We start from the raw sequence: 25046 nt of genomic DNA, 5'->3' as shown, positions 1-25046 counted from the left end.
AGGCATCCAGGGAGGCGCCGCGTGCAGACCAAACATCCCTTCGCGACGAAGGAGCAGCTCGAAGAGATAGCGAAGAGCTATCCGACACCGTTCTATATCTACGATGAGAAAGGGATCAGAGACTGCGCCGAGCGCGTCAAGGATGCCTTCTCGTGGAATCCTGCCTACAAGGAGTTCTTCGCAATCAAGGCGACGCCCAATCCTGTCCTCATCAGCATGCTCCATGAGTATGGCTTCGGCGTCGACTGCTCGAGCAAGGCAGAGCTCATGCTCGCAGAGGCTCTGGGCATCACGGGCCGCGATATCATGTTCAGCTCGAACGATACGCCGGAAGAGGAGATGGCCTACGCCGTCAAGCTCGGTGCCGGCGTGAATCTGGACGATATCTCCCATATCGCGCTCCTGAAGAAGGTGGCAAATCCGCTTCCTGAGTTCGTGAGCCTGAGGTTCAATCCAGGCGGCGACTTTGCCTTCGCAAATGGCATCTTCGGCTCTCCTGAGGATGCGAAGTTCGGAATGACCGAAGAGCAGATCTTCGAAGCCGTGCGCGAGCTCTCCGAAGCTGGCGTCAAGGAGTTCGGCCTCCATGCCCTGCTTGCCTCCAACACGGTCACGAACGACTACTACCCGGCGCTCGCACGTCTGCTCTTCACGCTCGCCGTGAAGCTGAAGAAGGCATTCGGCGTGAAGGTCACGCTCGTGAACCTCTCGGGCGGCGTCGGCATTCCCTACAAGCCCGAAGAGGAGCCGAACGATATCGCGCTCATCGGCAGGCGCGTAGAGGAGGCATACAACGAGATCCTCGTACCGGAAGGCATGGGGGATGTCGCTGTCGCGACCGAGCTTGGCCGCTTCATGATGGGTCCCTACGCGGGACTCGTCACGAGAGTGCTCCATATGAAGCATATCTACGATGACTATGTGGGTGTCGATGCCTGTGCGGCAAACCTCATGCGCCCCATGCTCTATGGGGCCTACCATCACATCACGGTCATGGGGAAAGAGGATGTGCCAGCAACGGAGCGCTACAGCGTGACGGGCATGCTCTGCGAGAACTCCGACCGCTTTGCGACGCACAGGGCGCTGCCGCCTGTCAAGGTGGGCGACCTCCTCTTCATCCACGATGTGGGTGCGCATGGCCACTCGATGGGCTACAACTACAATGGCCGGCTCCGTTCGGCAGAGCTCCTGCTCAAGGAGGACGGTTCGGTCGAGCTCATCCGCCGTGCCGAGACGCCGCTCGACTACTTCGCGACGCTCGATGTGCTGCCGGTCTTCAAGAGGCTCGAGGCCATCGAGCATAGGCTGGATAACGAAGAATAGACGTATCTGACAGGAAGGAGCGTCCATGGACGCACAGGAAATCATCGACTACATCGCTACGGCTCCGAAGAAGACGCCCGTGAAGCTCTATATAAAGCTTGCGCCTGAGGCAGAGATGGACTGGCTCGACTGGGGAGACAGCAAGGTCTTCGATGCTGGCCAGACCGCCATTGTCTTCGGCGACTGGGCAGAGCTTGCCCCCGTCGTCGAGGAGCATGCAGAAGAGATCGAGGACATCGAGATCGAGTGCGACCGCAGGAACTCCGGCGTGGCACTTCTCGACCTCAAAGGCGTGAATGCCCGCATCGAGCCGGGTGCCATCATCCGCGAGAAGGTCGAGATCGGCGACAACGCCGTCATCATGATGGGTGCCATCATCAATATCGGTGCCGTCGTGGGCGAGGGCACGATGATCGATATGGGTGCCGTCCTGGGTGGCCGCGCCACCGTCGGCGCACACTGCCACATCGGTGCCGGAACCGTGCTTGCAGGCGTCGTCGAGCCTGCCTCTGCCACCCCTGTCATCATCGAGGACAATGTCATGATCGGCGCCAACGCCGTCGTGATCGAAGGCGTCCATGTCGGCGAGGGTGCCGTCGTCGCTGCCGGCGCTGTCGTGATTGAGGATGTCCCGGCAGGAGCGGTCGTTGCTGGCTGCCCCGCCAAGGTCATCAAGATGAAGGACGCAAAGACGGCCGGCAAGACGGCGCTCGTCGATGCGCTGAGGACGCTCTAGTTTTTCAGATACTTGCTGCAGATAGAAAGAGAAGCGCTCCCGGAGGTGGTCTCCAGGAGCGCTTCTTCCTATCTATGCATAGATGGCTCTACTCGGTCTTGAGGAAGGCCTTGTAGCCCTTGTAGGCATTGAAGATGTCGATCTTGGACGTTGCCTCCCAAGGTGCATGCATCGAGAGCACGGGCACGCCGCAGTCCACGACATCCATATCGTACTTGGCAAGGATGTAGGCAATCGTGCCGCCGCCACCGGCGTCGACGCGGCCAAGCTCGGCTGTCTGCCACTTGACGTCTGCCTCGTCCATGGCAGCGCGGACCTGGGCCAGGTACTCCGCGTCAGCATCGTTCGAGCCAGCCTTGCCGCGCGAGCCTGTGTACTTGTTGAACGTGAGGCCACGCCCGAGGAAGCAGGAATTCTTCGTCTCGAAGACCGAGGCAAAGCTCGGATCGAAGCCGGCCGATACATCGCTCGAGAGCATGCGGGAGTGCCTGAGGCAGCGCCTCAAGGCAAGCGGCGAGGTCTCGCCCGCAAGTGCCAGCACCTCTGCAATCGTGTCCTCGAAGAAGCTGCTCGTCATGCCCGTTGCGCCGACAGAGCCAATCTCCTCCTTGTCGACGAGAAGCGTGACGGCCGTGCGTGCCGGTACCGGATTCTCGAGCTGGGCCAGAAGGGACGGATAGCTGCAGACGCGGTCGTCCTGGCCATAGGCCAGGATCATCGAGCGGTCGAAGCCAAGGTCTCTGGCAGCGCCTGCCGGCACGATCTCGAGCTCGGCCGAGAGGAAGTCCTCTTCCTCGATTGCGTAGCGCTCTTTCAGGATCGAGAGGACGTGTGCAGCGACAGGGTCCTTCGCCTCGTCTGCGTCTCCTTCGATGGCAAGCGGCTCATTGCCGACAAGAAGGTCCAGGATCTCGCCTTCGACAGCTTCCGCTGCCTTCTTGGACATCTGGTCCTTCGCGAGATGGGGGAGAAGGTCGGTCACGCAGAAGACGGGGTCGGACGGGTCTTCGCCGAGCGCGATCTGGACCTTCGTGCCGTCCTTCTTGCAGACGACACCGTGAAGGGCGAGCGGCAGCGCAGTCCACTGATAGCTCTTGATGCCGCCGTAGTAGTGCGTGTCAAGGTAGGCAAGGCCCGACTTCTCCTCGAGCGGGTTCTGCTTCACATCGAGCCGGGGCGAGTCGATGTGGGCGCCGAGGATGTTGAGTCCCTCCTCGAGAGGCTTCGTGCCGACCTCGAGGAGCAGGAGCGCCTTGCCGTGGTTCGTGGCATAGACCTTGTCGCCGGAGACGAGCTTTGCTCCCTCGGCGATGAGGCTATCGAGTGCACGGTAGCCCTGCCCTTCTGCCAGCGCAGCTGCTGCCGCGCAGCACTCGCGCTCGGTCTTGTTCTGGCTGATGAATGCCTTGTATCCCTCGCAGAAACGCAGCGCCTCCTGGCGCTCGTCCTGCGTCGATTCCTTCCATGCGTTCGGTCGTTCCATGGAACCTCTTTCCGGCTGATGGATGCTTATAAAAACTGCATCCATTGTGCCACAGGAACCAGGAGCGTTGCGCTGTGCACAGAAAAGGGCCGCATCCCGAAAGATGCAGCCCTCGATATGCCAGGCTGTGGCAGCTTGCTATGAGTTCGTGGAGCTTGTCGTCGTGGAGCTGGTCGTCGTGGAGCTGGTCGTGCCTGTGCCCGGTGTGCCGGAGCCAGACGTGCTGCTCGAGCTCTTGGAGCTGTCCGTCGAGCTGGAACCCGAGCTCGTGCCTGAGTTTGAGGAGCTGTTCGAGCTCGAGGAATCAGAGGATGTGCCGGAATTCGAGCTCGAAGAGTTCGACGTGCCGGAATTCGAGCTCGAAGAGCTGGAGCTCGAGGAGCCTGAATTGTTTGATGTGGAGCTCGACGTGCCCGTGCCTGACGTGCCGCTGTTCGACGAGGAGCTCGTGCCAGAAGCGCTCTCATCATTCGCATCGGTGCTCGAGGTGCCGGAGTTCGTAGACGAGGTAGTGCCCGTGCCGGAGTTCGATGTCTTGGAAGACGATGTGGCGTTCTTGTCGGAAGACGTCGTATCCGTCTTCTTGTCGTCGGTCTTCTGGTCGTCTGCCTTCGTGTCGTCTGCGCTCTCGCTCTGCTGGGCAGGAGCGGCGAATGTCGTCTTCGTGCCGAGGCCGTTTCCTGCGGTCGCGACATTGATCACAGCTGCGCCGATTGCGACGGCGGCGACAGCGGCAATGGAGGTCACAGCGATAGCGATGCGCTTCTGGCGCTTGCGCTGGGAGTCGGCTGCCGCAAGCATGGAGTCGGAAGCGATGCGCTGGCCGTCGGGGCCGATCTCATAGCTTCCGAGCTCGGAGGAGTCCATGACACCCTCGATCTGCTCTTCGCCGCTGTCTTTGAGGCTCTTGAGCTTGTCGGCAGAGCGGGAAAGGATGTTCTTATAGATCGAGGTCGCGACCGCAGAGGCGGCAGCGCCGAGGCCGACGCCGATGATGGAGCCGGCGATGCCGATCTGGGAGGAGAGGAGGGTGGAGGTGACAGCGGCAAGCGCCGTTGCGGTCACCTGGGCAAACGAGATGTCGCTGAACATCCCCTTGTCCTTCTTGCCATCGCCGCTATCGTTTCCGTCTCCGCCCTGGCCATATGGGCTCTGGGAGGAGATGTTCTGCGTTGCCTGGACGCCGTAGGGGTTCTGGGAAGCGAAGTTCTGCGTCGCACCGTAGGGGTTCTGGGCGGCGTAGTTCTGCGTCGCCTGAGAGGCGTAGGGGGAATGCTGCGCATGTGCGGTGCGGATGCGTGCTGCCTGGGCACCCGGTGCCACGACGGTCGCATCAGCGTCTTTGTGCTCCGGGAAGAGCTCATGGAGTGCCGGAGCATCTACTACCGTTGCCTGCTGGGTCTCGTCGCTTGCACTAAATGTCTGTGTTCTATCGTTCGAACCATAGGCCTGGGGATTGTAGACCTGGGTCTTGCCATCATTGTCTTCGTAAGACACGGATACTGCCTCCTTGGAAAGGGATGGGCTCCATGGACAAGGGGTCGTTGTCTTTCGGAGCGTTCAGTATAGCGGCGGCGTGTGACAAAAAAGTAGGCAGAAACGGAGGGCGTGCCCACTCTCTACAGCTGCTCTATGAAAGCGTCAGCAAATCTTGACAAAACGGAAGTCTACCTGCAACTTTGCAGTGCATAAGTAAAGCGATTCTATGCTCGGGAAGGACTTCTGGCTCGGCCTGTGCCGCCTTCTGGCGAAATCTTATGCAGTATTGACTGCAGCGCATGAAAGGTGCTGCAAAGCGGTAAAATCTGAATTGTCCAGTGTTTGCAGCTCTGTCAAACGGAGGTAACAATGCTTGTCAATGCAACGCACATGCTCCAGTCCGCCGAGAAGGGCCACTACGGCCTTGGTGCTTTCAACACCAACAACCTCGAGTGGGCCCAGGCAATCCTGACCGCAGCTGAGGAGGAGCAGTCCCCGCTGATCATCCAGTGCTCCATGGGTGCAGCAAAGTATCAGGGCGGCTACGACGTCGTTGCTGCTATCGTCAACCACCTCGTCAAGAATATGAACATCACGGTTCCTGTGGCCCTTCACCTCGACCACGGCACCTATGAGGCCTGCTTCCAGGCAATGGACGCTGGCTTCACGTCCATCATGTACGATGGCTCCCACGAGGAGACCTTCGACATCAACGTCGAGCACACCACGGAGCTCGTGAAGCTTGCCCACCAGAAGGGCATCTCCATCGAGGCTGAGGTCGGCGGCATCGGCGGTACCGAGGACGGCGTCACCGGCATGGGCGAGATCGCAGATCCTGAGGAGTGCAAGGTCATCGCTGACCTCGGCGTCGACTTCCTCGCCTGCGGCATCGGCAACATCCACGGCCTCTATCCGGCAAACTGGAAGGGCCTGCAGTTCGACGCCCTCGCAGCCATCAAGGAGAAGGTCGGCGATCTTCCGCTCGTCCTTCACGGTGGCACCGGCATTCCTGTCGACCAGGTCAAGAAGGCAATCTCCCTCGGCGTCTCCAAGGTCAATGTGAACACCGACCTTCAGGTCGTCTTCGCTGAGGCTACCCGCAAGTACATCGAGGCTGGCAAGGATCAGCAGGGCAAGGGCTACGATCCGCGCAAGCTCCTCGCTCCTGGCAAGCAGGCCGTCATCGACCGCACCAAGGAGCTCATGGAGGAGTTCGGCTCCGTGGGCAAGGGCTGGGAGTAAGCTTCAAACCCAGTGCCAATCAGGCGCAGAGCAGGGGGCTGCACTTCGGTGCGGCCCCCTTTTTCATGTCGAGATACTATTTCAGGTATGTTGAAGACGTTCGCAGGATTCTTCGAATTGCCCCAAAAGGGTTCCATTGAAAATCGATGCTGCTAGACTTGAGACCGTTAGTATACGCCGGAGGACATCATGTTCTCGGACGAATGATGACCGAAAGGGGCTTCATGACGCGCAGAAAGACTGTTGCTTTTGCAATCGCTTCCGTGCTGACGTTCGGCGGTACCCTCGGGGCAATCTCTGTTCCTGCCCTTGCCGAAGACTCGGCGACGCTGCAGACGCAGCTCGATGAGGCGAACTCTCAGCTCTCCCAGATGGGCTACCAGCTGGCAGCTGTACAGGAGGACCTCAACAATACCGTCGTCCAGCTGAACGACACCCAGTCGAAGATCGATCAGCTCAACTCCGATATCGCTTCCAAGCAGGAAGAGCTTTCGCAGGCTCAGGCCACGCTCGGCAAGCGAGTCTCCGCGAACTACAAGACGGGCGGCGTCAATCTCGTCTCCCTCGTGCTCGACTCTGACAGCTTCGAGGACCTGTTCTCCCGCATCTACTATGCAGACAAGGTCGCAGAGTCCGACGCCAATGCTATCAGCCAGGTGAAGACGCTCCAGAACGAGCTCAAGGACCAGCAGTCCGAACTCGAGGCACAGAAGAGCCAGCAGGAGTCGCTTGTCGCACAGAAGTCTTCCCAGACCGAGTCCCTGCAGTCCCAGATTTCCGACCAGCAGTCCTATGTGGCATCCCTTTCCGATGAGGTGAGGGCGGCTGTACAGGAAGAGGCCGACGCACAGGCTGCCGCCGCACAGCAGACCGCAGCCAATGCAGGTGCCAATGCTTCCGAACTCGCACAGGCTGCACTTGATTCCTCCTCGAACAGCACTTCGTCCGATGCGGCTACGACGGGCAATGGCGGAACATCTGACAATGGTGCTTCGGGCACGAGCTCGAACACCGATGGCGGCACCAATACCAACACCAATACGAACACGGATACGACGCCGTCCACCCCATCGACTCCGTCCACGCCGTCTACGCCGAGCACGCCGTCTACACCTCCGACACCGTCGTACAGCAGCAGCTCGAGCGATATGTCTGCAAGTGGTCTCACGAGCGCCCAGCGCTCTGCAATCCTGAGCGTTGCCTATGGCGCGCTTGGCACGCCGTACGTGTGGGGCGGCGCCTCTGCTTCCGGCTATGACTGCTCCGGCCTCACGATGGTCGCCTACGCAGCAGCTGGCATCTCGCTGCCGCACTCCTCCGATGCACAGATGGCCTACTTCACGTCCATCCCGCTGTCCCAGGCACAGCCGGGCGACCTCATCTGGTACTCCGGCCACGTGGGCATCTATGTCGGCAACAACACGATTCTCCATGCACCGTATCCTGGCGTCTATGTCAGGACCGAAGGGGTGTGGGGCGGCTATATCATGGTCGGCACCTACCGCTAGGATCTCTTCTAAGAGACATGCAGAAAGGCACGGAAGGGGCATCTGCTCCTCCGTGCCTTTTCCTATGTGCCGATAGTCCTGCTCATCGAGCTTCGGATCATGCATGGTGTATGCAGCATGAGGCTCTGAGAGCATGCGAGAGCATCGATGCGGCCTGCATGGGGAGAGATTGCCTCTTTGATAGAAGAAGGGCCCGGAGCGGCTGCTCCGGGCCCTGCAGCATGCAATGAGGCTGCTTCAAGGAAGGCTACTTCTCCTTGCCCTTCTTTGCGTCACGCTCCTCGAGCTTCTCCTCCGCTTCGCGCAGCGCAAGCTCTTCCGGCGTGAGCTTCGTGAAGCCTGCCGAGAGCGTGATATCGCGCAGCGTCTTCGAGTCGAGGTACTCCGAGGTGACCTTGCCGAGATCGCGGTAGATCATGACCGTGGGGCAGTCCTTGAGGTGCGAGCAGATATCTCCTGTGCTGCAGTCAAGGCAGGCGACAGGGGCAAGCGAGCCTTCGGCTGCACGCAGGATCTCGCCGAGCGTGTAGTCCTCAGGCTTTCTCGTGAGGCGGTAGCCGCCTCCCTTGCCGCGCTGGCTCTCAACGTATCCTGCCTTGTGCATGAGGGCAATGACCTGCTCGAGGTACTTCCTCGAGATGCCCTGGCGCTTCGAGACATCGCCGAGAGAGACCCAGCCATCATGTGTGGCGAGGTCTGCCATGGCACGCAGGGCGTAGCGGCCCTTGGTGGAAAACATGTTCCCCGCCATGATCAGTCCTTGTCCTCCGTCGTGGAAGCCTGGGAAGTGTTCCCCTTGAGCATCTCCTCGAGCGTCCTCCAGGAGAGCTCGGCGCACTTGACGCGTGCCGGCATGTGGGAGACGGACTTCAGGCTTGCTGCCTCGTCGAGCTCGTCGAGCTCCGCATCGTCGGTCACCTTGCCGGTAACCATGCCCATGAAGAGCTCGCAGAGATGAATGGCTTCCTCGGGGGTCTTGCCGACCATAAGGTCGCTCATCATGTCGGCCGAAGCCTGGGAGACGGCACAGCCGTGGCCCGTATAGGCGGCCTCCTCGATCTTGCCGTCATCTCCGAGTTTCACAGACAGCGTGAGATCGTCGCCGCAGGAGGGGTTGATGCCCTCATGCACGATGCTCGGGTCGTTCATCTGGTACTTGTAGTCCGGATGGGCGACATGGTCGATGAACTCGGCGTTGTAGAGATCAGTTGCTTCCATGGAACACCTGCCAAACGAATGTGAGTGCATCGATCAGCTGATCGATGTCTTTCTTCTCATTGTAGAACGCAACAGAGGCGCGGCAGCAGCTCGAGATGCCCATAGAGGTCAGGAGCGGCTGCGCGCAGTGATGGCCTGCGCGGATGCAGACATTGCGCATATCGAGCAGCGATGCCACATCATGCGGGTGGATGCCCTTCACATTGAAGGAGATGGCAGAGACATGGCGGTCAGGGGAGGCAGGACCGACCATCTCGATGAAGGGAAGCTCTTCGAGCTTCTCGGTGAGGTAGCGGGCAAGCTTGCGCTCGCGGGTCTCGAGCGCTGCAAAGTCATGGTCTTCGAGGTAGGTGATCGCAGCACCCGTCGCATAGATGCCGGCAGCATCCTGCGTGCCTGCCTCGAACTTCTGCGGTACCGGCGCCCAGACAGCGGCCTGCTCCGTCACGGAGTCGATCATCTCGCCGCCTGTGAGGAACGGAGGCATCTTGTCGAGGATGTCTGCCTTGCCCCAGAGGACGCCTATGCCCATGGGGCCGCCGAGCTTGTGGCCGGAGAAGGCCAGAAGGTCTGCATCCATCGCCTTCACATCGACCTTCACATGCGGGACGGACTGGGCGCCGTCGATGACCATGTAGGCACCGACCGCATGCGCATGCTTCGCGATGTCGGCAATCGGGTTCTCGACGCCGAGGACATTGGAGACCTGCGTCACAGACACGATCTTCGTCTTCGGGCCGATCTTCTTCTCGAGCTCCTCTTCCGTGAAGCGGAAGTCATCATCGAAGCGCAGGTACTTGAGCGTGGCGCCTGTAGCGGCGCAGACCTGCTGCCAGGGGATGATGTTGGAATGGTGCTCCATGATGGAGACGACGACCTCGTCGCCCTCATGCAGGACCGTGCGGCCGAGCGTCCAGGCGACAAGGTTCAGGGCCTCGGTCGCATTGCGCGTGAAGACGATCTCGGAGCCCTGGGGCTCGCCCTTCTCGTTCACGGCGCCGATGAAACGGGCAATGTGCTCGCGGGTCTTGTCGATCTCTTCTGTCGCCTTGACAGAGAGCTTGTAGAGGCCACGCAGGGGATTGGCGTTCATCGTCTCATAGAAGTGACGCTGGGCGTCGAGCACGGAGGCAGGGCGCTGTGCCGTGGCCGCAGAGTCGAGGAAGGCAAGGCCGGGCTGTGCTGAGAGAAGCGGGAAGTCCTGCCTGAACGGGTTCGATGCGATATCGGCGATATCCATGATCAGTCCTCCTTATCGAGTGCAAGTCCAGCCAGGGCATCTGCCAGGGCGTCCTCGCTGAGCACAGCCTTCATGCGGGTGCCAAGCGCCTCGCGCGATGCCGTCTCCGGCGCATGGATGAGGGCATCGTCGAAGATGGATTGGGCAAAGAGCTTCGAGACGCCGTCTTCGCCGAGGCCGCGGGCAGCGAGATACATCTCCTGCTCGGGGCTGATCGAGCCGATCGAGGCGCCGTGGTTGCCCTGGACATCCTCCTCGTCGCAGAGGATGACAGGAAGCGTCTTGTTGACGATATCGTCGCCCTCGACAAGCACGGTCTCGAGCTCGTTGCCCTTGGAGCCCTTGCCGCCATGCACGAGGTCGATCGTCTCGCGCAGGGTCTTCTTGGCAGCGTCTGCCAGAAGGCCGGAGGCGTTCATGTCGCAGCGGGTGCTGCAGCCGCGCTGGCGCACCGTGTGGGTGAGGTCGAGCTCCTCATGTCCGCGCACGAGGTAGCGGCTCACAAGGTCGAAACGGGCGTTGTCCCCGGCAAGGTCAGCGGCCAGGCCGGCAGCGACCTTTGCGCCGCCGAGCGCATACTGGCGCACATCGACGACAGCGTTCCTTGCGGTACGGATGCCGATGCCTTCGAGATGCTGGTGCTCTTCAGGCAGCGCCATGATCTCGATGATATGGACCTGGGCATCGTGCTCTGCAACGACGCGCACGAGGTTCGCAGAGGTAGCTGCATCTGCCTTTTCGCCACGGGAGACGATGACGATCGTCGCCTCGGCGTGATGGCGGACCATGATGCCGGTATCGGCTACCTCGCCTTTGTCGCCGTCGACGACGCAGACGATGGGCTCTTCGCGCTTATGGTGTGCCGGCACCTCGATATAGGTGGCGTCCTTGGCAGCGTCCTCGATCCAGGAGACGGCCTCTTCGCCGATGCCGCACTCAAGGGCATCGAAGAGACGGGGGAGGCGTGCATAGACATCGCCTGTCGCCTTGGCGGCAGGGACCGTAAGCGAAGTCTCATCGATCTTGAGGTAGTTCCACGTCTGCGCAGGCGGAACATTGATATGGGAGAGCGTGGTGAGCGCTTCTTGCGTGTCTGCCATCAGCCGATCGCTCCTTCCATCTCGAGCTTGATCAGGTTGTTCATCTCGACGGCGTATTCGAGCGGGAGCTCCTTGGAGACCGGGTTCGCGAATCCGTTCACGACCATGGTCCTTGCCTCCTGCTCGGAGCAGCCGCGGCTCATCAGGTAGAGGATCGTATCGTCCGAGATGCGGCCGATCGTTGCCTCGTGGCCTACAGAAGCGGAGCTGCAGCGCACGTCCATGGCAGGAATCGTGTCGGAGCGGGAGATGTCGTCGAGCATGAGGGACTGGCAGGAGACCGTAGCCCTTGCATGCTCTGCGTGCCTGCCAACGACGACCGAGCTCCTGAACGTGTTGATGCCGCCGTCCTTGGAGATGGACTTCGTCTCGACGGAAGCGGTCGTGTCGCGGCCGTTCAAGATCACCTTGCAGCCGGTGTCGAGGTCCTGCGTGGCGCCTGCGAACGTGATGCCCGTGAACTCGCAGTGCGAGCGGTCGCCTGCGAGGATCGTCGTCGGGTAGAGGTAGGAGACATGGCTTCCGAAGGAGCCGGAGACCCACTCCATCGTGGCGTCCTTGCCGATCGTCGCGCGCTTCGTGTTGAGGTTGTACATGTTCTTCGACCAGTTCTCGATCGTCGAATAGCGCAGACGTGCGCCATCCTTCACGAAGAGCTCGACGGCACCGGCGTGGAGGTTTGCCTCATAGTACTTGGGTGCCGAGCAGCCTTCGATGAAGTGGAGGTTCGCGCCGGGCTCGACGATGATGAGCGTGTGCTCGAACTGGCCGGCACCGGAAGCGTTCAGGCGGAAGTAGCTCTGGAGCGGGTACTCGACCGTGACGCCTGCCGGCACATAGACGAATGAGCCGCCGGACCAGACTGCGTAGTGGAGCGCTGCGAACTTGTGGTCGGTGGGCGGAATCAGCGTGCCGAAGTACTGCTTAACGACAGGCTCCCACTTCGGATCGTGGATGGCATCCTCGATCGTCGTGTAGACGACGCCGTACTTCGCGACCTCGTCGCGCATGTTGTGGTAGACGATCTCGGAGTCGTACTGGGCGCCGACGCCGGCGAGGCTGTCACGCTCTGCCTGCGGGATGCCGAGGCGCTCGAACGTGTCCTTGATGTCCTTCGGCACGTCGTCCCAGTTCCTGGCCTGCTTTGTCTTCGGGTTCACATACGTGGAGATGTGGTCCATATCGAGGCGGGCGATGGAGGGGCCCCAGTTTGCCGGCATCTTCATGTCCTGGAAGAGCTCAAGCGCTTCAAGGCGCTTCTTGAGCATCCACTCGGGCTCGTCCTTCTTCTCGGAGATGGCACGCACGATATCCGGCGTCAGGCCGTTCGCGTAGCGCTCGTAGCCCTCCTCCGGCTTCACGAAATCATAGAGGGAGCGGTTGATATCCGCTACCTGTGTCTTCTTCTCGCTCACAGCCTCACGCCTCCTGGGACTTCTCGGAGTTCTCGAGTGCCTGCTCGAAGCGGCCGAAGCCGTGGGTGTCGATTTCGGTGATGAGGTCGGCGGGGCCCTCTTCCACGAGGTTGCCGTGGACCATCACATGGGTGCGGTCGACAGAGAGCTTGTCGAGGATGCGCGTATTGTGCGTGATCATGAGAAGCGCGCCGTCGCAGTCCCTGCGGTAGGCTTCGATGCCCTTGGAGACGATCTTCAGGGCGTCGACGTCGAGGCCGGAATCGGTCTCGTCGAGGATGGCCAGCTTCGGCTTCAGGAGCAGGAGCTGCAGCATCTCGATCTTCTTCTTCTCGCCGCCGGAGAAGCCGACGTTGAGCTCGCGCGTCAGGAACGACTCGTCCATATCGAGCTCATCGGCAATCTCGTTCACGCGCTGGCGGAACTTGCGTGCTGTCGTCTTGAGCCCGGGGCGCATCTGCGTGATTGTGCGCAGGAACGTGTAGAGAGGAACGCCAGGGACCTCGACCGGTGCCTGGTAGGAGAGGAAGATGCCGGCAAGCGAGCGCTTGTCAGCAGCAAGCTCGGTCACGTCCTGGCCGTCGAAGACGATCTTGCCTTCGCTCACGATATACTGCGGGTCGCCCATGATCACATGGCCGAGCGTGGACTTGCCGGCGCCATTCGGGCCCATGAGGACATGGGTCTCGCCTGCACCCACCTCGAGCGAGATATTGTGCAGGATGGGCTTGTCTTCGGTGCCCGCTGAAAGATTGCTCACCTGGAGCAGAGTCTGGGACATAGTTCTCTCCAAAACGCTCGCGAGGCCTTCCGGTCTCTTTCCGGCTGCGGTGTGCAGCCCCCTCTGACCAATTCATAGTACTCGTAGGGGTATTTAGGAGACAAGCTCCGAACAAAGCCTGCAAAGTGCTGGCATCATGGTCCCTGCACGCCTTGTACGGGGCGTCTTTCATAATTCCTACCGTACTTTGGGTATTTTACCGCCTCATTCCATTTCTATACCGGCCAATTGCGACCAATTGAGGACACATTCTCCGAATGTGCACAATGCAGGGGCTTTGACGGAAATCCGGCCATCTGGATGGGTCCCGAAACGTTGCAGTGCGGTTGCAGCGTGCGGATGTCCGCTCCTTCCGCTATAGAATGTTGAAGCAATCAGAACGCACACGAGACCGAAAGGCAGGAATACCGCATGGCTCTTTCGAGAGAAGATGTGGCAGGGATTGCGGACTATGCCCGCATCCATCTGACCCCTGACGAGCTCGACGAGATGACGCAGTACATGAACGATGCAATGGACATGCTTGCGCCTATCCGGCAATACGACCTCGAGGGGGTGGAGCCGACCTTCCACCCCATTGGAGACCTCTCGAATGTGATGGGCGAGGATATCGTCGACGATTCCGTCCGCCATCTCGATATCGATACAGCGCTCCAGAATGCCGGCTCGGTGCACGAGCGCTACTTCAGGGTCCCCTCGATCCTGGGCGATGAGGAAGGAGACCGCTAGTGGCAGACATCGACGAGCTCTCGGCATCCCAGATTGCCCAGGGCGTGAAGGATGGCTCCTTCAGCGCAACCGAGGTCGCGAAGGCGACGCTCGACGCAGTGGACAAGCGCGAAGGCGATATCCAGGCCTTCCTCGAGATCTCGGCAGACCTCGCGCTTGCAGCTGCCGAGCGCACAGACAAGGCACGCGCGAAGGGGGAGCCTCTCGGCATCCTTGCCGGCGTCCCCTGCGCCTTCAAGGACAACATGCATCTTGTCGGCACGCACACGACGTGCGCCTCGAAGATGCTCGAGAACTATGAGTCCGTGTTCACGGCAACCTGCGTCCAGCGCATGCTCGATGCAGGAGCGACGCCTGTCGGCAAGACGAACATGGACGAGTTCGCATTCGGCTCTTCGACGGAGTCTTCCGCCTTCCACCGCACGAACAATCCGTGGGACACGACGAGGGTGCCGGGCGGCTCCTCGGGCGGATCTGCTGCAGCGGTCGCTGCAGGCGAGGTCACGCTCTCGCTCGGCTCCGATACGGGTGGCTCGATCCGCCAGCCGGCAAGCCTCTGCGGCGTTGTCGGCATGAAGCCGACCTACGGTGCCGTGAGCCGCTACGGCGTCGTCGCCTTCGGCTCCTCGCTCGACCAGGTCGGCCCCTTCGGCAGGAGCGTCGCCGATGTCGCACTTGCGATGAATGCGCTTACCGGTCCTGGACGCGACCCGTATGACTCGACGAGCCAGAACTGCCCGGTCGACTTCCTCGAGCATCTCGAGGACCCGATCGAGGGCAAGGTTGTCGGCATCGTCCCCGAGCTTATGGATGCTCCTGGCCTCACGCAGGAAGTGAAGGATGCGCTTGCCGGTGCCATCGCAGCGCTCAAGGACCAGGGTGCCTCTGTCGTCGAGGTCGATCTTCCGAACATCCGCTCCGCCATTGCCGCCTACTACGTGATCGCCCCCTGCGAGGCATTCTCGAACCTTGCCCGCTTCGACGGCGTCCGCTATGGCTACCAGGAGCCGAACTGTGCAACGCTTGCCGAGCAGACAGCCAAGAGCAGGAGCCATGGCTTCGGGGAGGAAGCGAAGAGGCGCCAGATGCTCGGTGCCTACCTCCTCGCTTCGGGCGTCTACGACAAGTACTACTATCCGGCGCAGCAGGTACGCACGCTCATCACCCAGGACTATGTCAACGCCTACAAGAAGTGCAACGTGATACTCATGCCGGCGGCACCCCGCACGGCCTTCCGCTTCGGCGAGATGAGCGATCCGACCGAGATGTATGCCTCCGACATGTTCACGATTTCGAACAACATTGCCGGAAATGGCGGCATCTCCGTGCCGCTCGGACTCGGCGCAGAATCGAAGCTTCCGGTCTCGGCACAGCTCCAGGGACCTGCCTTCTCCGACAGAAGGCTCCTGCAGTTTGCACGCGCGATCGAGCGCGCCTTCACGGCTGAAGGCACCGTCGCGCCTGCATTTGCCGGGAAGGGAGGCGAGCTCAGATGATGACGCTCGAAGAGGTGCTCAAGGACTGGGAGGCCGTGATCGGCCTCGAGGTCCACACGGAGCTCACGACGCTCGATACGAAGATGTTCTGCAACTGCCGCCTCTCGCACAACGATCCGCCCAACACGAATGTGTGCCCGGTCTGCCTCGGCATGCCCGGCGCCCTGCCGGTCCCGAACAAGAAGGCCATCCAGTCCATTGTCATGGCCGGCCTTGCGACGAACTGCCAGATCATGAAGCACTCGATGTTCTACCGCAAGCACTACTTCTATCCAGACATGGCAAAGAACTACCAGACGACGCAGGGCCCGGTTGCCTTCTGCATGCATGGACATCTCGACCTCACCGTCGACGGAGCAGGCGCGAAGGAGCGCCCTGCCTGGGAGGATATGGCAGCTGACGGCACACCGATCGAGCGCGCCGAGGACGGCTCCTATACGGCACCGATCAGGATCTTGCGTATCCACATGGAAGAGGATGCTGCAAAGATGGTGCACTCGGGCGGCGAGGAAGGCCGCATCACGGGTGCTGCCGAGTCATTCGTCGACTACAACCGCTGCGGCACGCCCCTGATCGAGCTTGTCACGGAGCCCGACCTCAGGACCCCTGAAGAGGCCCGCCTCTTCATGGAGAAGCTCCAGCAGACGTTCCGCACGCTCGGCATCTCCGACTGCTCGCTCGAGTCCGGCTCCATGCGCTGCGACGGCAACATCTCCCTCAGGCGCCGCGGAGAGACGAAGCTCGGCACGAAGACCGAGATGAAGAACATCAACTCGTTCAAGAGCCTCCACGATGCACTCGAGTACGAGATCCGCCGCCAGGCAGAGGTGCTCGAGGAGGGCGGCATCATCTATCAGGAGACCCGCCACTGGGAGCCCTCCAAGCGCCGTACTGTCGTCATGCGCGTCAAGGAGACGGCAGACGACTATCGCCTCATGCCCGACCCCGACCTGGCACCCTTCGACCTTACCGACGGCTTCATCGACGACTGCCGCTCGCGCATCCCGGAGCTGCCGGATGAGAAGTGTGCACGCTACGAGCGTGACTACGGTCTCAAGCATGCTGACGCCGCGCAGCTTGCAGGAGACCCGGATGTCTCGAAGTTCTTCGAGGAGGCGCTTGACGGCGCCGACAAGAAGACGGTCCCCACGGTCGCGAATGTGATGGTGAACCTCGTGCCAGGGCATGCCGACGTGAAGCCTGCCCAGGTCCAGAGCCTCTCCAAGCTTCTGGCAGAAGATGCAATCACGTTCGCACAGGCACGCGAAGTGCTCGATGCGGTCGATGGAACGGACAAGGATCCGGCAGCTGTCGTCGACGGGCGCGGCATGCGCCAGGTCTCCGATGCGGGCGCTCTTGAGCCCATCGTCGACGAGGTGCTTTCGCGCTGCACGGACCAGGTCGCACAGTATCAGGGTGGCAACAAGAAGGTCCTGGGATACCTTGTCGGCCAGTGCATGAAGGCATCGAAGGGCAAGGGCAACCCGAAGCGCTTCAACGAGATGCTGAGGGAAAAGCTCGGCTAGCTCTCAGGACAGGAGCTCATCGAGGGGCTGCTCTTCGGGGCAGCCCCTTTTCATGGAGTTCACGGCTTGTCCATGAGCCGGCCACGAACAAAACAGATGGAAGCGGGAAATCGACCGTCTGCGGCCGAATGTGGCCGTTCACGCGGGCGCAAGATTTGGAACGCTTTATGCGGGCATCATATGAGTGCGCAAGGGCAGACAGGACAAGGAGGTGTACTCGGCACCTCAGAGGTTCTGCCAAGAGCCCGGAAAGTGGGGGTCCCGTGATTTCGTCCGGGGCCCCCGTCAAGTCTGAAGACATATATAAGAGATGGAGCGCTAGGCTTCCTTCTTCTCCTCTGCTGCAAGCGCATCGGTTGAGACATGGCGGAGCATCAGGGCAAGCGTGACGGCCAAGCCCTTCGGCAGGCTCGTCGCATCGATCCATTCCTCGCGCGTATGGGCACCGCCGCCGACGATCGTGCCGACCGAGGTAGCAGGGATTCCCATGGAGAGCGGGATGTTCGCATCGGTCGAGGCAGGGGAGGTATCGGGTGCAGCTCCTGCAATCTCTCTCAGCGCATCGAGGCAGGCGTGCGTGAGCTCTTCCTCATCCTCCTCCGGGATATCGCCGTTGCCGGGGCGGCTGCCGATGGGGGAGATGTCCATCGTGCAGCCAGGCACGGCAAATGAGGCGACGATCTCGCGGAGCTTCTGCTCGAGCTCTGCGAGCACGCTCTCGTCGGTCGAACGGAACTCGAAGAGAAGCGACGCATCCTCGGCGATGGAATTCACGGTCGTGCCGCCTTCCATCCTGCCGATGTTCATCGTCGTGCGCGGATCCTTCGGAAGCTCGAGCGCATAGAGGCGCTCTGTGAGCGCACAGAGGCGCTCGAGCGCATTCGGCGTTCCGAAATCTGCCCAGGAGTGTCCGCCCTGCGTATGGCAGCTGATGCGGAAGCGGCGCGATCCCACGGCGACAGAGCAGCACTGGGGCATGTAGCGGTCGAATGAGATGTATTCGTGGATGCGGTGGCCGAGCTTCTCGAAAACCTGGCGGGTGCCATCGAGGTTGCCGAGGCCCTCCTCGCAGGAATTCGCGACGACGAGGATGCCGCAGTCGAGATGCTCTGCAATCTCGGGATGGCGGATGAGGTAGCGTGCCGCAAGAAGGAGCCCGGCAAGGCAGGCCGTGTCATCGCCGATGCCTGGCGCCATGATCTTCTTTCCATCCACCTCGGGGTGGAAGGAATCGCGGTCAGGGAACACGACATCGGTGTGCGCAGCAAAGACCGCAAGGTCACGAGGCGAGCCATCCTTGTGGCGGGTGGCGATGGGCACGATAACGTTTTTCTGGGAATCGATGTAGGCCTGGGGCGCGCCGTTTGCATGGAACCAGTTGCAGACGAACTGGGCACGCCTGCCTTCATGGTGGGAGGGGGCAGGAAGCGAGGCGAGGGCGCTTGTCAGCATGATCTCCTCGTCGTAGACAGTGCGTGCATATGCCTTTGCAAGGGCGGTGAGCTTCGCGTCCATATCTGCCTTCCGGTCCGGTTCCCACTGGTCGGCCCCATCGTAGCAGAGGGAAGCTTTTCTGCCAGTTAGCCTAGGCGTCTACCTGTCCAAGCTCCTGCAAAAGCGCATAGGTCTCGTTCAGGATGCCGGTGAGCTCTTCGAGCTGGTCCTGGCCGATGACCGCTCCATAGTCCTCGATGATCTTCTGGAAGCTCTGGCGCGTACCGGCAACGAGCTTCTTGCCCTTGCGCGTGATCGTGACCCTGATCTTGCGGGCATCATGCGGATCCTTCACACGCTTTGCGAGCCCCTGCTCTTCGAGGTCGTCGATGATCTGCGTGATGCGGGGGCGCGTGAGGCCGACCTCTTCTGCGATGCGGACAGCAGAGGTGTCATGCTTATGGGTGTCGAGATAGAGGAGCACGGTCGCATTGCCCTGCGAAAGGCAGCGCAGCAGCGGTATCGAGATGCGGTAGAGGCTCTCGAATGTCTCGAGGCAGGCCTTTGCCGCTTCGGCTCCGCTGTCTTCGGAAGGCGCATTCTCTGACTGGTCTGCGCGCAGTGCTTCTGCCTTTGCAGACAGTTCATCAGCATGCAGGACCTTGGAAGCAACCGATTCGATGGAAGACGTGCCGCTGTATCTCATGTAAACCTCTTTAGCGGAAACTGGGCAGAGTGCCATTTGGAACTCCGTATCATAATAGGGCAGAGATATTGAACGAAAACCGTGTTTTTTGCAGTGAGTGCATTATTTGGCACTTTGTTTCGGCAAACGTGCTTTCGGTGTGCCCAAGGTGCATGGACCATCTACGTTTCATCCCTATTTCCGATAGGGTGCATCCCTTTTTCAGCGCCATTCTCCGTGCTACCATGCGCTCAAGGTAGAGGCGCGGACAGATGATGCCCAGGCGAGCCGGCAGGCAAAGACCTTGGGCGGAGGCGGAATCCGCCGAACCTCCTCGGCAGGCATGTCGAAGGGGTGGGCCCCGCGGGAATACGGCGGGGACTGTCTGCGGGAATGCCTGCAGGAGCGCTATGTCATGTGGCCGAGGTCGCCAGCAAAGTGCTCTTTGCTGGCGATTGCTGTATTGGGCAGGATTTATGGAAAGGAAGACCGCATGGATCTTCAGAAGCTCACCGGCTCCATCGTCGCTCTTGTCACGCCGTTCAATGAGGACGGCTCCATCGATTACGCTTCGCTCGACAAGATTCTCGAATTCCAGGTCACGAATGGGACGGATGGCATCCTCGTGCTCGGCACCTCGGGCGAGTCGGCGACCATGACAGACGCAGAGGATATCGCCGTCGCGAAGTTCGCGGTCGAGCATGTCGGAGGTGCGGTGCCTATCTTCGGCGGCGCAGGATCGAACTGCACGCGCGAGAGCTACAACAAGTCGCTCGAGCTCGAGAAGGTCGGCGTCGATGGCCTCCTCGTCATCACCCCGTACTACAACAAGTCGAATGAGGAAGGCATCTACCAGCACTTCAAGACCGTGCTCGATGCAATCGATGTGCCGGCCATCCTCTACAATGTGCCCTCCCGTACCGGCTGCTCCATCAGCGTGAAGAACCTCGAGCGCCTCTCGAAGCATCCGCGTGCCCTTGCTATCAAGGAGGCGTCGGGCTCCATCGGCTATGCGACCGAGATCGCACACTGCCTGGGACCTGACTTCGGCATGTTCTCCGGCAACGACGATATGGTCCTGCCGCTCATGAGCCTCGGTGCCCGCGGCGTCATCTCCGTCTGGGCCAACGTCATGCCCAAGGAAGTGCACGAGATGTGCAAGAACTACCTTGCCGGCAACATCGAGGAGGCCAGGAAGACCCAGCTTGCCTGCCTCGACCTCATCCATGCCCTGTTCTGCGAAGTGAACCCGATTCCCGTGAAGCAGGCCATGGCAGACATGGGGCTGCTCCAGGCGAACTACCGCCTGCCGCTCTGGCCGATGACAGACGAAGACCATGCAAGGCTTCGCCGTGCGATGGAGGGAGTGGGTCTTCTTGGCTAAGGCAGTACTGATCGGCACGGGGCGCATGGGTACCGTGCTCGAAGGCCTCATTGCCGAGCGTGAAGGATTCGAGCTCGTGGGCAAGGTCGGCTTCGAAAACAGGGAAGACCTGCCCGATAGCCTGCCTCTCGCCGATGTCGCGATCGACTTCTCTGCACCGGCGCTCACAGCCGATCTCTGCACCTATGCCAGGAACTGCGGCTGTGCCGTCGTCTCGGGCACGACGGGGCTGGGGGAGCAGGAGCTCTCGCTTCTCGAGGAGCTCGGGAAGTCTGTCCCGGTCGTCCATTCAGGCAACTACTCTCTGGGTGTCGCCGTGCTCCGCCGCCTTGTCGCTGAGGCAGCGAGTGCGCTTCCTGGCTGGGATATCGAGATAGAGGAGACGCACCACAAGAAGAAGGTCGATGCTCCGTCCGGAACGGCGAAGATGCTCATCGAAGCGGCAGATCCTGAAGGCGCGTGCTCGCTTGTCTATGGGCGCGAAGGCATCGTGGGCGAGAGACCTCAACGTGAGATCGGTGTCCATAGCCTTCGTGGCGGCACCGTGGCCGGTACCCACGAGGTGCACTTCTTCGGCACGGACGAAGAGCTCGTGCTCACGCATCGTGCCCAGAGCCGCCAGATCTTCGCCGAGGGCGCGCTTGCCGCAGCGGAGAAGCTCCTTGCAAAGGAGCCTGGCTTCTATTCCTTCGAAGATCTCATGTTCGCATAGCATATTTCCCGATAGCAGCTGGGGCCGCCGTTCGCCGATGGGCGAGCGGCGGCATTTTCGATATTTCGGCGATTTCCAATCTCGTGAATCGCAGCATCTGGACAGGAAATGCCCAGAAAGCCGCATCTGCATTCAGAATGCGGGAACAGAATATGCGCAATATTGCGAATTCTCATGTACGCGATTTGGGGCACGATTGGTCTGACCCTGTACACGGCAGCTTGGAAAGGACTGTTTCATGGTCAATCGTTTCGTGCTCAACACCATCTCCTATCACGGCGCTGGCGCTATCAAGGAGATTCCGGGCGAGATTTCCCGTCGCGGCTACAAGAAGGCCTTCGTCTGCTCCGATCCCGACCTCGTGAAGTTCGGCGTGACCTCCAAGGTCACCGACCTGCTCGATGAGGCCAAGATCCCCTGGAGCCTCTATTCCGAGATCAAGCCGAACCCGACCATCCAGAACGTCCAGGACGGCGTTGCCGCCTACAAGGCATCCGGCGCTGACATGATCGTCACGATCGGCGGCGGCTCCTCCATGGATACCGCCAAGGCCATCGGCGTCATCGTCGAGAACCCTGAGTTCGCCGATGTACGCTCCCTCGAGGGCGTCGCTCCGACGAAGAAGCATGCCGTGTTCACGATCGCTGTCCCGACGACGGCAGGCACAGCGGCCGAGGTCACGATCAACTACGTGATCACCGACCCGGAGAAGGTCCGCAAGTTCGTCTGCGTCGACACGAACGATATCCCTGAGGTCGCTGTCGTCGACCCCGAGATGATGGCTTCGATGCCGGCAGGCCTCACGGCTGCCACGGGCATGGACGCACTCACCCATGCTATCGAAGGCTACACGACGAAGGGCGCCTGGGAGCTCTCCGACATGTTCCACTACAAGGCCATCCAGCTCATCTCCCAGAACCTCCGCGATGCCTACGCCGAGGCCAAGAGCGGCAAGCCCGCATCCGGCCGCGAGGGCATGGCGCTTGGCCAGTACATCGCCGGCATGGGCTTCTCCAACGTCGGACTCGGCATCGACCACTCGATGGCACACACGCTCTCTGCGCACTATGACACGCCGCACGGCGTCGCCTGCGCAATGCTGCTCCCGATCGCGATGGAGTTCAACAAGCCGGTCGTCACGAAGCGCCTCGCTGAGATCGCTGTCGCTATGGGCGTCGACACCAAGGGCATGACGGACGACGAGGCAGCAGATGCCGCCATCGCCGCTGTCCGCAAGCTCTCCGAGGATGTCAGCATCCCGAAGACGTGCAAGGGCCTCGTCGAGGAGGACCTCGACCAGCTCGCAAAGGATGCCCTCGCCGATGCCTGCTATCCGGGCAACCCGCGCGAGGCCACGCCGGAGCAGGTCAAGGACATGTTCCGCAAGATCATGGCATAAGGATTCAGCCGGAAACCGAAATGCTGCATGTGCGCCCTTCCGGAATTTCCGGAGGGGCGCTTTCTTCTGCTACGATGCTCTGAAGCACCGGATGCGGATGGGGGAGCTATGGGGACGATCGATGACTATCTTCTGTGGCGGGGAGACCTCTCCTTTGCGGAGCGTCCCTTCAACGACTGCGACAATGTCATCTGCTCCTGCATCTCCTACCTCGACCTTGCCTCGTTCGTGCCGAAGGAGGGGGAGGCTGGCTCTGCTTCTGTGCATGATGCCCTCCGCGGCCTTCTTGCAGCGTCGGGCGGTGACATCTCGCCCTATGTGCGGTCGATGGCAAACATCACGGCTGAGACGCTCGAGCTTCTGGCAGAATCCCGCCGCTTCGGGCCTCTTGCCCTCCACGATATGGTCGATGTCTTCGTGCCGGAGCGCTTGGTCCAGGCATCGGCGGTCACGATCGATGTCACGCCGCACGAGAGCTATGTGTCCTTCCGCGGCACGGACTCGACGCTTGTGGGGTGGCAGGAGGACTTCATGCTGAGCTTCACTGTCACGGAAGCGCAGGAGATCTCTGCAGAATATCTTGCGCGCATGGCGAGATGGGCCCAGAAGGAGGGCAGGCGCCTCTATGTGGGCGGCCACTCGAAGGGCGGGAACCTGGCTTCCTATGCCGCATCGATGCTGCCATCCGACCTTGCGCCTGAAGTCCTCTTCTGCTGGAGCAACGATGGCCCCGGCATGGATGCAGAGGTCTCGCCGAAGAGCGCCTGGGATGTGCTCGGACACCGGTTCCTGCGGATTCAGCCGACCTACTCCATCGTGGGCGAGCTCTTCGACAGGCCCGAGGAGCCACGCATCTATGTGAAGAGCACGGCGCAGGGCGCCCTCCAGCACGATCCGACCTCCTGGGAGATGGGGCCTTCAGGCATGGTCGCAGCAGAAGACCTTCTGCCCCAATGCAAGGTCACGAACCAGATATTTGCGGACTGGATCGCTTCGGTCCCGAAAGACCAGCGCCGCTCCTTCACGGAGGAGCTCTTCCGCGTGCTTGCTGCAGGAGGAGCTGAGACTTTGGATGAAGTGACGGCGACGCCTGATGGCATCCAGAAGGTCGTGCAGGCACTGGCCGGATCGAGCCCTGCCACGAAGGATGCCATCATGAAGCTTGTGGCATCGACGGTCACAAACACGATGTCCTATGCCCGCCACGCCGCAAGCCGTGCTGTGGAGACAGCCGCCTTGAACGCTGCAAAGCTTGCCTCGCAGCTGCCACAGGGACGTCTACGCGATGACGGCATTCAGGATGGCAGAGACGACAGAGATCACGAGGGCGCCCCAGAAGGCAGCGCCGAAGCTCGTGCAATAGATGCCAAGGCCGAAGACCGAGACTGAGAGCCAGCTTGCAATCTCGAGCGCGACGGCGTTCACGACAAGCGAGAACACGCCGAGCGAGAGTATCGTCAGGGGCAGCGACAGCACCTTCATGATGGGCTTGATCGTCGCGTTCACGAGGGCGAGCGCGAGCGCTGCGAAGATGGCGCTCTTCACGGTATCGCCCAGAGGCACGATGCCGGGCACGAGATAGATGGCAAGGGCGATGGCAAGGGCACAGACGAACCAGCTCTTGAGAAAACGCATGGGAGACGCTCCTTTCCTCTTTCCTCGAGTCTACCCGAGAAGGCTGCCTGTCTTCTGAAGCGCTTTCCTGTTTCGCTTCCTCAGAGCTCTTCCCATCCTTTCTTCACAGCTGCTACTTTAGTGTGCTAAAGTAGACGGACGTCGTCCGGAGGGAGAGACATGGGCACCGATATGGGAAGAGCAGGGGAGACCGAGCGTCTCATGGAGGCATTCTGCCTGCTCGAGACTCCTGACGAGGCGCATGCGTTCCTTCTCGACCTTCTGAGCAAGCTCGAGATCCAGGATCTTGCCCAGCGCCTCGAGATGGCGCGCCTTCTGGATTCCGGATCGTCGTATACCGCCGTGTCTGAGGCGACGGGCGCCTCGTCGACGACCGTGAGCAGGGTCTCGAAATGCCTCAATGGCCCTGAAGGGGGCTATAGGCTCGTGCTGGGACGCCTCAAGGGCAAGGGGCTCGCCTAGGCCAGGCATTGCTGTCGCCTCCGCGCGCTACCATAGATGGAGACACCGGAAGCAAGGAG

General features: G+C 61.0%; 23 protein-coding genes and 1 riboswitch. Of the genes, 12 read left to right on the top strand and 11 right to left on the bottom strand.

Features of this window, described 5'->3' with window-relative positions; all coding sequences use genetic code 11:
• Positions 1 to 21: 21 nt before the first annotated feature.
• Complete coding sequence (locus VXJ24_RS05225; protein ID WP_330971863.1) at positions 22 to 1323, top strand: diaminopimelate decarboxylase family protein; 1302 nt, start codon at positions 22 to 24, stop codon at positions 1321 to 1323.
• A gap of 25 nt (positions 1324 to 1348) precedes the next feature.
• Positions 1349 to 2059: a 2,3,4,5-tetrahydropyridine-2,6-dicarboxylate N-acetyltransferase gene (gene dapD / locus VXJ24_RS05220; RefSeq protein ID WP_330971862.1), complete on the top strand. Its 711-nt coding sequence runs from the start codon at positions 1349 to 1351 to the stop codon at positions 2057 to 2059.
• A gap of 88 nt (positions 2060 to 2147) precedes the next feature.
• On the opposite strand, the gene VXJ24_RS05215 is transcribed toward dapD, so the two are convergent.
• Both VXJ24_RS05215 and VXJ24_RS05210 read right to left on the bottom strand, forming a co-directional pair.
• Complete coding sequence (locus tag VXJ24_RS05215) at positions 2148 to 3542, bottom strand: aminopeptidase (RefSeq protein ID WP_330971861.1); 1395 nt, start codon at positions 3540 to 3542, stop codon at positions 2148 to 2150.
• A 138-nt stretch (positions 3543 to 3680) separates the two neighbouring features.
• Positions 3681 to 5039 (bottom strand): hypothetical protein, encoded by a 1359-nt coding sequence (locus VXJ24_RS05210; protein ID WP_330971860.1) that lies wholly within the window; start codon positions 5037 to 5039, stop codon positions 3681 to 3683.
• Between the two features lie 351 nt (positions 5040 to 5390).
• Here VXJ24_RS05210 and fba point away from each other — a divergent pair, with 351 nt between their 5' ends.
• Positions 5391 to 6263: a class II fructose-1,6-bisphosphate aldolase gene (fba, locus tag VXJ24_RS05205; protein ID WP_330971859.1), complete on the top strand. Its 873-nt coding sequence runs from the start codon at positions 5391 to 5393 to the stop codon at positions 6261 to 6263.
• 224 nt (positions 6264 to 6487) lie between these two features.
• Positions 6488 to 7771: a C40 family peptidase gene (locus VXJ24_RS05200; RefSeq protein ID WP_330971858.1), complete on the top strand. Its 1284-nt coding sequence runs from the start codon at positions 6488 to 6490 to the stop codon at positions 7769 to 7771.
• Positions 7772 to 8018: 247 nt separating this feature from the next.
• On the opposite strand, the gene VXJ24_RS05195 is transcribed toward VXJ24_RS05200, so the two are convergent.
• Genes VXJ24_RS05195 through sufC form a run of 6 tightly spaced genes read right to left on the bottom strand, consistent with a single transcriptional unit; the run spans position 8019 to position 13525 of the window.
• Positions 8019 to 8522, bottom strand: a complete 504-nt coding sequence (locus VXJ24_RS05195) for an RrF2 family transcriptional regulator (RefSeq protein ID WP_330971857.1) — start codon at positions 8520 to 8522, stop codon at positions 8019 to 8021.
• 2 nt (positions 8523 to 8524) lie between these two features.
• Entirely contained in the window at positions 8525 to 8989 is a 465-nt protein-coding gene (sufU, locus tag VXJ24_RS05190) for a Fe-S cluster assembly sulfur transfer protein SufU (protein ID WP_330971856.1), read from the bottom strand.
• Complete coding sequence (locus tag VXJ24_RS05185; RefSeq protein WP_330971855.1) at positions 8976 to 10229, bottom strand: aminotransferase class V-fold PLP-dependent enzyme; 1254 nt, start codon at positions 10227 to 10229, stop codon at positions 8976 to 8978. Before VXJ24_RS05185 ends, sufU begins: the two co-directional genes overlap by 14 nt.
• A gap of 2 nt (positions 10230 to 10231) precedes the next feature.
• Positions 10232 to 11329 carry a SufB/SufD family protein gene (locus VXJ24_RS05180; protein WP_330971854.1) on the bottom strand — a complete coding sequence of 366 codons (1098 nt, stop codon included), beginning with the start codon at positions 11327 to 11329 and terminating at the stop codon, positions 10232 to 10234.
• On the bottom strand, positions 11329 to 12744 hold the full coding sequence (gene sufB, locus VXJ24_RS05175) for a Fe-S cluster assembly protein SufB (protein WP_330971853.1): 1416 nt from the start codon (positions 12742 to 12744) through the stop codon (positions 11329 to 11331). Before sufB ends, VXJ24_RS05180 begins: the two co-directional genes overlap by 1 nt.
• A gap of 4 nt (positions 12745 to 12748) precedes the next feature.
• On the bottom strand, positions 12749 to 13525 hold the full coding sequence (gene sufC, locus VXJ24_RS05170) for a Fe-S cluster assembly ATPase SufC (protein ID WP_330971852.1): 777 nt from the start codon (positions 13523 to 13525) through the stop codon (positions 12749 to 12751).
• Between the two features lie 411 nt (positions 13526 to 13936).
• On the opposite strand from sufC, the gene gatC reads away from it, so the two are divergent.
• The 3 genes from gatC to gatB are packed head-to-tail and all read left to right on the top strand — an operon-like array spanning position 13937 to position 17276.
• Positions 13937 to 14254 (top strand): Asp-tRNA(Asn)/Glu-tRNA(Gln) amidotransferase subunit GatC, encoded by a 318-nt coding sequence (gene gatC / locus VXJ24_RS05165; protein ID WP_330971851.1) that lies wholly within the window; start codon positions 13937 to 13939, stop codon positions 14252 to 14254.
• Positions 14254 to 15750, top strand: a complete 1497-nt coding sequence (gene gatA, locus VXJ24_RS05160) for an Asp-tRNA(Asn)/Glu-tRNA(Gln) amidotransferase subunit GatA (RefSeq protein ID WP_330971850.1) — start codon at positions 14254 to 14256, stop codon at positions 15748 to 15750. The genes gatC and gatA overlap by 1 nt, the downstream gene beginning before the upstream one ends.
• A complete protein-coding gene (gene gatB, locus VXJ24_RS05155) occupies positions 15747 to 17276 on the top strand; it encodes an Asp-tRNA(Asn)/Glu-tRNA(Gln) amidotransferase subunit GatB (protein ID WP_330971849.1) in 1530 nt (509 codons plus the stop codon). Before gatA ends, gatB begins: the two co-directional genes overlap by 4 nt.
• Before the next feature lie 318 nt (positions 17277 to 17594).
• Here gatB and VXJ24_RS05150 read toward each other — a convergent pair whose 3' ends face one another.
• Positions 17595 to 18791 carry a M20/M25/M40 family metallo-hydrolase gene (locus tag VXJ24_RS05150; protein WP_330971848.1) on the bottom strand — a complete coding sequence of 399 codons (1197 nt, stop codon included), beginning with the start codon at positions 18789 to 18791 and terminating at the stop codon, positions 17595 to 17597.
• 70 nt (positions 18792 to 18861) lie between these two features.
• Positions 18862 to 19416: a MarR family winged helix-turn-helix transcriptional regulator gene (locus VXJ24_RS05145; protein ID WP_330971847.1), complete on the bottom strand. Its 555-nt coding sequence runs from the start codon at positions 19414 to 19416 to the stop codon at positions 18862 to 18864.
• 228 nt (positions 19417 to 19644) lie between these two features.
• A riboswitch (Lysine riboswitch) is annotated at positions 19645 to 19814 on the top strand.
• Positions 19815 to 19888: 74 nt separating this feature from the next.
• On the opposite strand from VXJ24_RS05145, the gene dapA reads away from it, so the two are divergent.
• From dapA to VXJ24_RS05125, 4 genes are all read left to right on the top strand, one after another.
• The gene (dapA, locus tag VXJ24_RS05140) at positions 19889 to 20779 is read left to right on the top strand and encodes a 4-hydroxy-tetrahydrodipicolinate synthase (RefSeq protein WP_330971846.1); all 891 of its coding nucleotides are present in this window, start codon (positions 19889 to 19891) and stop codon (positions 20777 to 20779) included.
• On the top strand, positions 20772 to 21491 hold the full coding sequence (gene dapB / locus VXJ24_RS05135; RefSeq protein WP_330971845.1) for a 4-hydroxy-tetrahydrodipicolinate reductase: 720 nt from the start codon (positions 20772 to 20774) through the stop codon (positions 21489 to 21491). Before dapA ends, dapB begins: the two co-directional genes overlap by 8 nt.
• Before the next feature lie 238 nt (positions 21492 to 21729).
• Positions 21730 to 22890, top strand: a complete 1161-nt coding sequence (gene fucO / locus VXJ24_RS05130; protein WP_330971844.1) for a lactaldehyde reductase — start codon at positions 21730 to 21732, stop codon at positions 22888 to 22890.
• Positions 22891 to 22998: 108 nt separating this feature from the next.
• Positions 22999 to 24279 carry an Mbeg1-like protein gene (locus VXJ24_RS05125; RefSeq protein ID WP_330971843.1) on the top strand — a complete coding sequence of 427 codons (1281 nt, stop codon included), beginning with the start codon at positions 22999 to 23001 and terminating at the stop codon, positions 24277 to 24279.
• Here VXJ24_RS05125 and VXJ24_RS05120 read toward each other — a convergent pair.
• The gene (locus VXJ24_RS05120) at positions 24169 to 24525 is read right to left on the bottom strand and encodes a phage holin family protein (protein ID WP_330971842.1); all 357 of its coding nucleotides are present in this window, start codon (positions 24523 to 24525) and stop codon (positions 24169 to 24171) included. The genes VXJ24_RS05125 and VXJ24_RS05120 overlap by 111 nt on opposite strands.
• 159 nt (positions 24526 to 24684) lie before the next feature.
• Here VXJ24_RS05120 and VXJ24_RS05115 point away from each other — a divergent pair, with 159 nt between their 5' ends.
• Positions 24685 to 24987 (top strand): YerC/YecD family TrpR-related protein, encoded by a 303-nt coding sequence (locus VXJ24_RS05115; protein ID WP_330971841.1) that lies wholly within the window; start codon positions 24685 to 24687, stop codon positions 24985 to 24987.
• Positions 24988 to 25046 lie beyond the last annotated feature (59 nt).

Source organism: Olsenella kribbiana (assembly GCF_036408795.1).
GTDB lineage: Bacteria > Actinomycetota > Coriobacteriia > Coriobacteriales > Atopobiaceae > Olsenella_L > Olsenella_L kribbiana.
The sequence above is the reverse complement of the archived record's forward strand: the minus strand, read 5'-3'. Positions and strand labels throughout refer to the sequence as shown.

Bases quoted from the DNA above. Each gene is read 5' to 3' on its own strand.
- dapD (WP_330971862.1), top strand. From the start codon at position 1,349: ATGGACGCACAGGAAATCATCGACTACATCGCTACGGCTCCGAAGAAG.
- VXJ24_RS05215 (WP_330971861.1), bottom strand. From the start codon at position 3,542: ATGGAACGACCGAACGCATGGAAGGAATCGACGCAGGACGAGCGCCAG.
- fba (WP_330971859.1), top strand. From the start codon at position 5,391: ATGCTTGTCAATGCAACGCACATGCTCCAGTCCGCCGAGAAGGGCCAC.
- VXJ24_RS05200 (WP_330971858.1), top strand. From the start codon at position 6,488: ATGACGCGCAGAAAGACTGTTGCTTTTGCAATCGCTTCCGTGCTGACG.
- VXJ24_RS05195 (WP_330971857.1), bottom strand. From the start codon at position 8,522: ATGGCGGGGAACATGTTTTCCACCAAGGGCCGCTACGCCCTGCGTGCC.
- sufU (WP_330971856.1), bottom strand. From the start codon at position 8,989: ATGGAAGCAACTGATCTCTACAACGCCGAGTTCATCGACCATGTCGCC.
- VXJ24_RS05185 (WP_330971855.1), bottom strand. From the start codon at position 10,229: ATGGATATCGCCGATATCGCATCGAACCCGTTCAGGCAGGACTTCCCG.
- VXJ24_RS05180 (WP_330971854.1), bottom strand. From the start codon at position 11,329: ATGGCAGACACGCAAGAAGCGCTCACCACGCTCTCCCATATCAATGTT.
- sufC (WP_330971852.1), bottom strand. From the start codon at position 13,525: ATGTCCCAGACTCTGCTCCAGGTGAGCAATCTTTCAGCGGGCACCGAA.
- gatC (WP_330971851.1), top strand. From the start codon at position 13,937: ATGGCTCTTTCGAGAGAAGATGTGGCAGGGATTGCGGACTATGCCCGC.
- gatB (WP_330971849.1), top strand. From the start codon at position 15,747: ATGATGACGCTCGAAGAGGTGCTCAAGGACTGGGAGGCCGTGATCGGC.
- VXJ24_RS05150 (WP_330971848.1), bottom strand. From the start codon at position 18,791: ATGGACGCGAAGCTCACCGCCCTTGCAAAGGCATATGCACGCACTGTC.
- VXJ24_RS05145 (WP_330971847.1), bottom strand. From the start codon at position 19,416: ATGAGATACAGCGGCACGTCTTCCATCGAATCGGTTGCTTCCAAGGTC.
- dapA (WP_330971846.1), top strand. From the start codon at position 19,889: ATGGATCTTCAGAAGCTCACCGGCTCCATCGTCGCTCTTGTCACGCCG.
- fucO (WP_330971844.1), top strand. From the start codon at position 21,730: ATGGTCAATCGTTTCGTGCTCAACACCATCTCCTATCACGGCGCTGGC.
- VXJ24_RS05125 (WP_330971843.1), top strand. From the start codon at position 22,999: ATGGGGACGATCGATGACTATCTTCTGTGGCGGGGAGACCTCTCCTTT.
- VXJ24_RS05120 (WP_330971842.1), bottom strand. From the start codon at position 24,525: ATGCGTTTTCTCAAGAGCTGGTTCGTCTGTGCCCTTGCCATCGCCCTT.
- VXJ24_RS05115 (WP_330971841.1), top strand. From the start codon at position 24,685: ATGGGCACCGATATGGGAAGAGCAGGGGAGACCGAGCGTCTCATGGAG.